This window comes from Candidatus Eisenbacteria bacterium (assembly GCA_035712145.1).
In the GTDB taxonomy this organism is placed as follows: Bacteria; Eisenbacteria; RBG-16-71-46; order RBG-16-71-46; family RBG-16-71-46; genus DASTBI01.
The window spans coordinates 1-9,894 of record DASTBI010000130.1; the positions used below are offsets into that span (position 1 = coordinate 1).

The 9,894-nt window shown below is 63.4% G+C and carries 10 protein-coding genes; 5 read left to right on the top strand and 5 right to left on the bottom strand.

Annotated elements, in window-relative coordinates; translation table 11 throughout:
* Positions 1–1,208: HAD-IIB family hydrolase (locus VFQ05_08070; protein ID HET9326712.1), on the bottom strand; the 1,208-nt coding region annotated here is incomplete at its 3' end.
* Positions 1,209–1,598: 390 nt separating this feature from the next.
* Positions 1,599–2,048, bottom strand: a complete 450-nt coding sequence (locus VFQ05_08075) for a TraR/DksA family transcriptional regulator (protein ID HET9326713.1) — start codon at positions 2,046–2,048, stop codon at positions 1,599–1,601.
* 373 nt (positions 2,049–2,421) lie between these two features.
* On the opposite strand from VFQ05_08075, the gene VFQ05_08080 reads away from it, so the two are divergent.
* On the top strand, positions 2,422–3,552 hold the full coding sequence (locus tag VFQ05_08080) for a Glu/Leu/Phe/Val dehydrogenase (protein HET9326714.1): 1,131 nt from the start codon (positions 2,422–2,424) through the stop codon (positions 3,550–3,552).
* A gap of 1 nt (position 3,553) precedes the next feature.
* Here VFQ05_08080 and VFQ05_08085 read toward each other — a convergent pair whose 3' ends face one another.
* The 3 genes from VFQ05_08085 to VFQ05_08095 all read right to left on the bottom strand — a co-directional run bounded on the left by VFQ05_08085 (position 3,554) and on the right by VFQ05_08095 (position 6,554).
* A complete protein-coding gene (locus VFQ05_08085) occupies positions 3,554–4,039 on the bottom strand; it encodes a hypothetical protein (GenBank protein HET9326715.1) in 486 nt (161 codons plus the stop codon).
* A 3-nt stretch (positions 4,040–4,042) separates the two neighbouring features.
* Positions 4,043–5,857 carry a glycoside hydrolase family 15 protein gene (locus VFQ05_08090; protein ID HET9326716.1) on the bottom strand — a complete coding sequence of 605 codons (1,815 nt, stop codon included), beginning with the start codon at positions 5,855–5,857 and terminating at the stop codon, positions 4,043–4,045.
* Positions 5,858–5,921: 64 nt separating this feature from the next.
* Positions 5,922–6,554: an RNA polymerase sigma factor gene (locus VFQ05_08095; GenBank protein HET9326717.1), complete on the bottom strand. Its 633-nt coding sequence runs from the start codon at positions 6,552–6,554 to the stop codon at positions 5,922–5,924.
* Between the two features lie 195 nt (positions 6,555–6,749).
* Between VFQ05_08095 and VFQ05_08100 the strand changes: the two genes are divergently transcribed.
* From VFQ05_08100 to VFQ05_08115, 4 genes are all read left to right on the top strand, one after another.
* Positions 6,750–7,172 (top strand): hypothetical protein, encoded by a 423-nt coding sequence (locus tag VFQ05_08100; protein ID HET9326718.1) that lies wholly within the window; start codon positions 6,750–6,752, stop codon positions 7,170–7,172.
* 184 nt (positions 7,173–7,356) lie between these two features.
* Positions 7,357–8,088, top strand: coding sequence for an RNA polymerase sigma factor (locus VFQ05_08105; protein HET9326719.1), 732 nt, complete (start codon positions 7,357–7,359; stop codon positions 8,086–8,088).
* 108 nt (positions 8,089–8,196) lie between these two features.
* Positions 8,197–9,477, top strand: coding sequence for a hypothetical protein (locus VFQ05_08110; protein ID HET9326720.1), 1,281 nt, complete (start codon positions 8,197–8,199; stop codon positions 9,475–9,477).
* Between the two features lie 36 nt (positions 9,478–9,513).
* A partial coding sequence (locus VFQ05_08115; GenBank protein HET9326721.1) for a damage-inducible protein DinB occupies positions 9,514–9,894 on the top strand: 381 nt, incomplete at its 3' end.

Below are 9,894 nucleotides of genomic sequence, written 5' to 3' on the forward strand. Positions count from 1 at the left end.
GTTGCAGCGACAAGCGTCTGCGGCAACTGGGATGGCCAGTAGGTCACCACAATGTAGCCGTTGAAGTCGAGATCCAGCAGACGGTGCTTCACAGCATCACGCAGGAAGTAGTGTCCTTCGTCCACGACGATCCGATGAGGCGTACCGATGCGCCTCCGCATGACGTTCAGGGCTGGCAGCGTCGACCGGATGTACTCGAGTTTCGCGCGGTGTTCGATGCAGGAGAGGTCGATGACCACGCTGCGGTCCGGGTAACGCAGCGCGTGGAGCAGCGCGCGCGGAGTGGGTGGACCATCTTCTCCTCCGAGCACTCGAACGCCAGGAAGTGCGTCGAGCGTCCTGTAGTCCCCCTCCGGGTCGATGACGCAGAGACTGTACCCGTGAAGGATGAGCCGCTCGCAGAGGAGGCCGGCGAGCCAGGACTTACCGGAGTTCGTTTCACCCATGATGAGCATGTTCCTGCCGCGCACGGCCAGAGAGAACTCCCGCCCATCGGCGGTGTGCCCCAAGGTGAGACGGCGCCTTGCCCGAACCGGCGCAGGCAGTCGGCCCCTCGCGGCGAGACCTCTTATGAAGTCGCCGACGGCGGTCGGGTCGGAACCGCCGATAACGATATCCGCGGCAGCGCGGAGTGAAGAACTGCCCCATTCGACAGCCGCGCCCACCTCGGCGAGTCGAAGCAGTTCGTGATCGTTCTCGGCGTCGCCGACGGCTACGGCGTTGCGGGGTGACGCTCGAAGCATCTCCAGTGCGGCGCTCAGTCCTGTGGCTTTGCTGATGCCCTGGGTCAGCGCCATGACACGGCTTCGATTGAACACGAGCGCAATCGGAAGCTCGAGCTCGCGGATGACATCCAGCATCCGCGGAGCGGTGCTCGCATCCGCATCGACAAGGTACTGGCCTGCATCGAACGGTATTCCGCGCTCCTTAAGACGAGCCGCGAAAGCTGGAGGAAGGGGCGGCGCGAGAGCCGCCGTAAGGCCGCCGTTCGGGAAGTGCACGATCGCACCGTTCTCTGCGACCACGCCGTCGACAAAACTGAGCTCGCCAGCGACGCGCTGAAGGTCGTCCAGAGTCCGGCCCGTCACGAGCATCATGCTGACGCCGCGGTGGCGCGCCTCCGCGATCGCCTCGCGTACAGCTGGGTCCAGACGGTCGTCGCGTGCGATGGTGCCGTCGTAGTCCAGCGCCAGAACCGAGAGCTTCAAGGTGTCCAACCTTGCTGCTCATGCGGCGACCCGGGGTTCGGCTTCCGGCAACGGAAGCCGTGGATGCGTGGCTCCCGTGGATGCGGGCTTCGATTGCGCGGTGGCCGCCGAACAGGCGCGGCCGAGCGACCAGCCTGGTGTGTCGCGCCCGCAGTGGTCGCAGCGCAGCCACAGTCGTTCCGGCGCTCGAACCATCATGTCGTCGTGCCCGAAGAGGAGGCACCAGAGCGAAAAAGACATCTCGACTACGTGTTAAGGCAACGTCCGGGCCAATCACACGCATCGAACAGGCCCGTACCGCATATCCAGACAGGGTGAAGACACCGCGATCGACTACAAAGTGAAACGCGTATCCTTCTTCCTGAAAGGAGGAACCCGCACCACGTCGCGTCAGGCGCCGGTTGACACTTCAGAGAGGAGGGATGAGGGATTGCGACGCGACGTCATGCGCTCACGCCGCTCGGCCACCTCACGGCTCTCCTCGCAGTCCTTGCACCGCACCGCAAAGGGCAGCGCTCTAAGGCGTGGTTCGGCAATCTCGTCCCCGCACTCGAGACAGAGGCCGTAGGTGCCCTCACTGATCCTCCGGAGCGCCGTGTTGATTCTGTCCAGCGTCTCCGACTTCATCTGGAGCAACGCGAACCCGATCTCCTCCTGGATATCGGTATCCGATGTTTCGCCCTCGTCGAGCACGTTGTGCTCGTGGGTGTTCTCGGCTCGCGCGTCGCGAATCTTGGCGTGCACCTCGCGCACGAGTTCGAGGCGGCGCTCCTCGAGCATTGCCTTCAGCTCCTGATAACGGCTCTCCGTGATCAATGCCTTGGTCGTCTTCCTTGCCATGATGCCTGTCGCCCTTCTTGCGACGGACGATGCGCCCGTCGCCGAATCCGTCCGGCTCGCCGACTCCGCGTGTGTTGGTCGACAGGCAGTTTCGATGCCAGAGAAGAGCGAGCGCGCCTAACACTCCTGCGTCTGAGCGACTGCCCGCGTGGCGTGGCTTGCGGTGCTGGCTGCGGATCAGGCAGATGCTCAACCAACGGTGTGATACGGGGCACTCGCTCTCATTTCATTTCGAAATCACTGTTTCCTTGTGCAACGTCACCAGTTGGCGTCGGCCGGTCGGCGTTGAGAGTTCCCGGCCTCTTTCCAGACGACAGCCAGGTGAGAAGGGTGGCGCGGGCGTTGCCCCGTTGGGGGCAGGATGGCCACGCCCATGCGCATCTTCGGACAGATGGAAAACCAGGGGCACGAGCAGGTCGTGTTCGTGCAGGACTCAGAAGCCGGCCTCACCGCGATTGTCGCAATCCACAACACGGTGCTCGGTCCCGCGCTGGGCGGTACGCGGCTGTATCCCTACGCCACCGAGGAACAGGCGCTCCGCGACGTGATGGAGCTTTCTCGCGGGATGACATACAAGGCCGCAGCCGCGGGGCTGCCACTCGGTGGCGGCAAGGCGGTCATCATCGGCGATCCGCTCAAGAACAAGAGCGAACGGTTGTTCCGGACATTCGGCGAGTTCGTCCAGCGCATGAATGGCTTGTTCTACACGGGCGAGGATGTTGGCACCGACACGTCGGACATGGACATTGTCCGCAGGGCGACCCGATTCGTCGGCGGTGTGTCGCCTGAGCACGGCGGCGCCGGGGATCCCTCACCGGTCACCGCCTACGGCGTTCTGCAAGGCATGAGAGCGTGCGCAGCAGAACGCTGGGGGCGGGATTCTCTCGAAGGACGTCGTGTGGCAGTTCAGGGCCTCGGTAAGGTTGGCTGGGCTCTGATCGAACTCCTGCAACAGGCGAATGCCACGGTCATCGGCTGCGATGCAAACCCAGAACGGCGAGAGCAAGCTCGCAGGCAGCTCGGCATCCAGACCGTGGATACCGAGGACATTTACGACGTGCCGGCTGACATCTTCGCCCCTTGTGCGATGGGCGGTTCGATCTCCCAGCACACGCTGCCGCGGCTGAAGTGCGAGGTGATCGCGGGTTCGGCAAACAACCAGCTCGCCGGCGTGGACGTGCCCCGAGTGATCCTCGAACGGGGAATCCTGTACGCACCAGACTACGTGATCAATGCCGGCGGCCTCATCAACGTCTATGTCGAGCTGCACGGCTACGATCGAACGCGTGCGCTTGCGCTGACTCGAGAGATCTACTCTCGTCTGCGCAAAGTATTTGCCGTCGCACACGACCTTGGAATTCCGACAAGTGTTGCTGCCGACCGGATCGTCGAACAGCGTCTGGCGCAGGGACGTCGCGAGAGGACCAGCAACGGTGCCTCCGCTGCGGACATCTCAGGGAATCCCGCCACGTCAATCGCCGGGGTCGTGGCGCAGCCGCACTGAGTCACCGCGCTGACAGCTCGGTAAATCCGCCAACCAGCGCCCCGTACGCCGCGTGAGCGACAAGATTCACGACTGGCGTACTGCGACCGTAGTTCAACAGCATGAACCCAGGGGGTTCCAGAAGAGGAGTCGAGTCGGCTGCGGTCGTCGGCGTTCCCATTCGAGGATGAACGAATGGCAGCAGGATGTTGACCAGGGTTGTCCCTGCGAACAAGGCGTGGAAGACTCCGAATCCCGCACCGATCAACCATCCGCTGCGGTTGATTGCGACGAAGCACGCGTAATACAGCATCGCGAACAGGAGCCCGGCCGAGAAATGGAGGACGAAACCCACGACCTTCGCGCGCGTGCGATCCACCGACACGGCCGTTCCCAGGAGGAACGGGATGTCAATCCGGGTCAGGCCCAACTCGCTCGCGGCGCGCAGCAAGCTCGTCATAGCCAACGTCCCAGCGAAACCGCCAGCGATTGCACCCCACACCGTCATCGGTCAGCGCCTTTCCGACAGTGCGTGTGCGGCGCCGATGAGCGCCAGATGCACGAGCGCTTGCGGGAAGTTTCCGAGGAACTCGTCGCTCCTGGCGTCGATCTCCTCGGAATACAGACCCACGTCGTTGGCCAGTCCAACCAACTGATCCATGAGCCGACTCGCCTCGTCCGACCGGCCCGCGAGGCCAAGTGCCTGGACCAGCCAGAACGAGCACGTCAAGAACACTCCTTCGCTGCCTATGAGGCCGTCCCCTCCGAGATAGCGGTACACAAACGGACCTCTCGAGAGCGTTCGACGAACGGCATCAATGGTGCCGAGGCTACGGCGACTTCGAGGATCGCAGTAGCCCACGATCGGGAGCAGCAATAGGCTGGCGTCGACCTCGTCGCTGCCTGCGAACCGGACATAGCTTCCGAGGCGTTCAGACCAGCCGTGGTGTTCGACAAACTCCCGAATTTCTTCGGCCTCGCGGCGCCAACGACCGATATTGTGCGCTGGAACGTGAGTCGCGGAAGCGAGCGCGATCGCACGATCCAGCGCGACCCAACACATCGCCTTCGAGTGGATGAAGTGCCTGGGTTGCATGCGCACCTCCCACATGCTGAAATCGGGCTCACGCCAGATTTGACACACCAAGTCGGCTGTCTGCGACAGGCGGCGTGCTGTCTCGACATCCAGAGTGTGGCCGCCCTGAACGTACCTGTGCACGGTGTCGAAAAGGTCACCGTAGATGTCCAGTTGGAGCTGTTTCGATGCGGCGTTCCCTACCCGAACCGGCGCCGATCGCCGGTAGCCCTCGAAGGAAAGCGATACTTCTGGCGCGCGGTCGCCCCCGTCCAGCCGGTACAGGACCTGCACACGTGGCCGCGTCAATTGTGTTGCATGGAGGAACCACCAGAAGAACGCATCTACCTCGGAATGGCGGCCGAGGCGGAGCAGCGCATCGAGCGTGAACGCTGCGTCGCGGATCCAACAGAATCGGTAGTCCCAGTTGCGCTCTCCGCCGATGTCCTCGGGGAGTGATGTTGTCGCTGCAGCCGCGATGGCGCCTGAGGGCGCGAAGCAGAGCGCCTTCAACGTCAGGGCGCTTCGCACAACAGCGTCTCGCCACGGGCCCTCATACGTCAACTCGTCGGACCAGCGCTGCCAGAACGCGATCGTGAGATCGAGGCGCTGTTCTGCCTCTGCTCTCGTCGGCATTACGAGCGGTTCCTGGTGAGCCGCCGCAAGCACCAGCAGCGCGCGCGTTCCCTCCTGTGCCTCGAAAGTACCGGTAATGCTCGTGCCATCGCTCTGTGGTATTCCCGCCTCCCACGAACACAACGCCACAGCGTCTCTCCGAACAGTGACGATCGGAATGTGGCCCCGACGCTCGAGACGGGCCGGCCACGCCGCGTATCCGAAGCGAGGCTCCACACGCCATCGGAGCGGGACGCGTCCGGAGATCGCTTCAACCCGACGCGTGAGCTCGCGGAAAGGAGACAACCCGGCCAGCGGCAGGGTCATCGCATCGGTGACGCGGACAGCACCTCGGTCCGTGAGGAACGTCGTTTCCAACACGTTCGTCGCCGCGAGGTAGCAGCGGCGAACCTCATAAGGGATCTCGGGCGCGAGCTCGAATCGACCACCGCGGTCTGCATCCAGCAACGCACCGAACACACTCGGTGAATCTGTGTTGGGCAGGCAAAGCCAGTCGACGGAGCCGTGACGGGCGATCAGGGCCGTCGTGCGACCGTCACCGATCACCGCGTAGTCCCGAATCGGCGCGTAGCGACCTGACATCGCGCCGCAGCCTAAGGCAGGAATGATCGCCACATTCGGAAGCCGCCCATCAGCGAATCCGAGACCGCGGGCCTCTGTCAGAACAATGTGCGCCCAATCACAGGATCCGCGCCAGGACAGCAGCGACCACGCGATCGCAGCGGGGGCGCAAGAAACGAAACGTGTTCGACGCGACGGCCTCGGTCTGCGCGGACAGCTCCCGGCGGAGGGTCGCACGAGCTCGCGACAATCGCGTCTTGACAACCGCCTCGCTGACGTCGAGAGCGGCAGCTACTTCCTCAGTGCTCATTCCCTCCACCGTTCTCAGAATGAACACTTCGCGTGCGCCGTCGGGCAACCGATCGATGGCCGACTCCATGAGAGCGCCAAGCTCCCGCGAGAAGGCGAGCCTCTCGGGATCCAGCGGTGCAGCGGTCGATGTCGCCACGGTGAGGGCGGACGGGTGTTCCAGGTCCATATCTGTGTACCGGCCGCGTCGGCGCGCACGCGCGAGGGCCTCGTGAATGGCGATTCGAGTGAGCCATGTCGAGAATCGCGACCGGCCGTCGAACTGCCGCAGGTGGCTGTAGGCGTTCACGTAGGCCTGTTGCATGATGTCCTCGGCCTCGCTCTCGTCCTTGATGATCGCTCGAGCGGCCCGGTACACCCGCTCGTTGTGGCGCCGCATTAAGACTTCGAAGAGGGCCGTCTGCCCGGCGACGACCTTCTCGACGATCTGCTCGTCGGCCAAGCAGCCCCACGCCTCCAGAACCGGTGCGCTCACAACATGCATTGTGTGTCCTTCTGTCCAGTAGCGATCCAGCCGCGGCTCGGTGCGCCGAGCGAATCGTTCACCAGAATAGAGTGCCTGGACGCGGAAAGGTGACACAGGAAGCCGACGGTGACCTTTTTCGCTCGTGTGACTCCATTGGGGTAGGAGGCACACATGGATCCTCGACTTCAGGCTCCGGCCCAGGCAATGCGGCTCGCGATCGGGTTGATGGCTACGCTGGCGGGCATCGACAAGTTCTTCAACATTCTGGTCGATTGGGGCAGCTACGTCAGCCCGCTGGCAGCTCAGCTGCTGCCCTTCTCGACTGACATGTTCATGTGGATCGTGGGCGTCGTCGAGTTTGCCGTCGGCATCAGCATTCTGACAGCCCTGCCTGTCATCGGGTCGTATGTCGCCAGCGCGTGGTTGTTGCTCGTGGCAGTCAACCTGACACTCGCCGGCTACTTGGACATTGCGGTCCGCGATGTCGTGTTGTCAATCGGGGCGTTTTCGCTGGCGCGGCTCATTCAGGTGCGGGACCAGGTCGAGGTCACCGAGGCAACGCCGGCGCCCGTGCGGCATCACAGGATCGCGTAACGAGGAACCACGTTTCATAACGAAACGCTTCCTTGCATCTTGAAGCTGCTGACGCTCTTTGTGCCCTTGGAAAGACCCGGGCTCGTCAGCACATGACGCGTCCTCAGCCCTTGGCCTCGTCCTTGCCACGCCAGTCCAGACAGGGCTCACCGGCGCAGGTCCGGTGCAGCGCGAGGAGGACGGCGTGCAGACTCTGTTGACAAGCGGCAAGGACGCGGCGGCAGCACCGCTTCAGACCGGTGCGCTCACCGACGAGGAAGTCGTGGCTCGAGTACGTGCAGGGGACACTCACTTTTTCGAGGTCCTCATGCGCCGCTACAACCAACGTCTCTATCGCGCCGTCCGCGCCATTCTCCAGAACGACGCGGACGCCGAGGACGCCCTTCAACAGACGTACCTCAATGCCTATCGTCACCTCGCTCAGTTCGAGGGACGGGCCAGGTTCTCCACATGGCTGACACGGATTGCCGTGCACGAGGCGTTGTCCCGACGGAGGCGGGCCCGGGACAAGCCGCTCGGATCCGGCGATGCCGAACAGGTCGAGCGTGTCGTTTCCGCCGCACCAGATCCAGAGCGTCAAACCTATGCAGGCGAACTGGGCACGTTGTTGGAATCAGCCCTTGCCATGCTGCCTCACGGATATCGCTCGGTGTTCATGCTGCGCGAAATCGATGGTTTGAACACCGCCGAGACCGCTCAACAGCTTCGTGTGAGCGAAGGCACCGTCAAGACACGACTCCACCGGGCAAGGGATCTGCTGCAGAGAAGGCTGCATGAGGTTACGCCCGCTGAGGCCTTCCGTTTCGGGGGGAGCCGGTGCGACACGATGGTCGCCTCGGTGAAGAGTCGGCTCTCTGGAATGAACTTCGCGGACGCCGGCTGGGTCGGCGGCGACGCGGTCAGTAACCTTTCGTGAATTCGTGACTCCATTGAGAGCAGACGAAGACCCTAGTTGTTGCACTGGCCCTATCGGCCAGCAAGCGCAGAGTGAGAAGTCGTTTTTGAGGAGAGGGAGAGGCAAATCATGCGACGCGTCTACGCGCTTGTCCTGGCCGTACCATTCGTTGTGACCCTGATCGCGACGCAACTCGGCCCGCCGGCTGCGGCTCTTGAACAGGAAGCCTCAGCTCCGATCACGCTTGTCTCCGCACACACGCCGGCGCTCGCCGGGCCACAGGAACAACGCGGCATCGACGCCGGTCGGCAGATCTTCCGCTACGACACCTTCGGCGACGAGCAGTTGTGGACCGATGTCTTGCGAATGCACGAAGTCGTCGCGAACGTTCCTCCTGCGACCGCGTTGGCGGTCGGCCTCAAAGTGGACGTCGACGCGTTGCCGCCAGCCGTGATCGAAGCGCTACAGGCTGGCCAGGTCGATCTGACCAACCCCGCCGTGACCGTCGAACTGCTGCGACTCAACGCCGTCGTCGGTGTGCAAGGGAAAGTCGATGATCTAGGACAGCTCACCAGCGTCGGCATTACATGTGCGCTCTGCCACTCGTCGGTGGACGACTCCTTCACGAAGGGCATCGGCCGGCGAATGGACGGGTGGGCGAACACAGACCTGAATGTCGGGGCGATCGTCGCTCTCTCGCCCGTGTTGGATGACGCCACCAAGGCGGAGTTCAACGCCTGGGGACCCGGGAAGTACGACCCACGGCACCACGCCTTCGACGGCACGAACATCATTCCGCTGAACAGCCCGTCGCTGCCGATTGTGATCCCGCCCATCTACGGGCTGAGGGGTGTGGGCTTCGAGACGTTCACCGCCGATGGTCCGATCTCGTACTGGAACAGCTACGTCGGCGTGGGCCAGATGGGCGGGCAGGGCACTTTTAACGATCCCCGTATTGGGCTGTTCATCAACCAGACGCCGGATCTCGTAACGCCGAAGCTGGCCGCGCTCTTGGACTATCAACTGAGTCTACGTCCGCCGGCAGCGGCGCAGGGAAGCTTCGACCGGCAGGCGGCGAATCGCGGCCGGGCACTGTTCCGCAACGAAGCGGGCTGCGCCACCTGTCACCAAGGGCGAACGTTTACAGACGTTTTGAACGGGCCCGACCCGAGCGTCCCGTTCCTGCACCATCCCGCCGAAACCGGCATGGACCCGGCGTATGCCTTCAGATCGGCGACGGGCCAGTACCGTACGACGCCGTTACGGGGACTCCAACAGCACGCTCCGTATTTCCACGACGGTAGCGCCTCCGACCTGATCTCTGTCGTCGAGCATTACGACAGGCTGTTCGGGTTGAACCTGACCGCCGCGCAGAAGGCTGACCTCGTCGAGTACCTGAAGTCCCTCTGATCGGCGCACGCGATACGATGTGGAGGCGGCACTCGGTTGCCGCCTCAACACGCGTACAAGGCCATGAAGTACGACTTTCTGATCGACAGCTACGACACTGAAGCCGTGAAAGTCCTGAGCGTCTGGAGCGAGTTCAGAGATGACGATCTTCCTGTCCGGCCGAAGTTTGACGATCCGCGTGGACGCAGCGTGCACGAGCACATGGTGCATCAGTGCGTCAGTGAACATGCCTGGTTCAGGAACATGCTCGGCATTGATGTCGGCACTCCGCCCCTGCCCGAACGCGAGACGCGACTCGAGTTCATCCGGCGGTACGCGGACGACAGCGGCCGCCGGCTCGAGCGGCTCCGGCAGACGCACGAAGGCTGGTGGGAGGAGCAGACGGCGTTCTTCGGCGTTGCCCGGACGCGGGCGTGG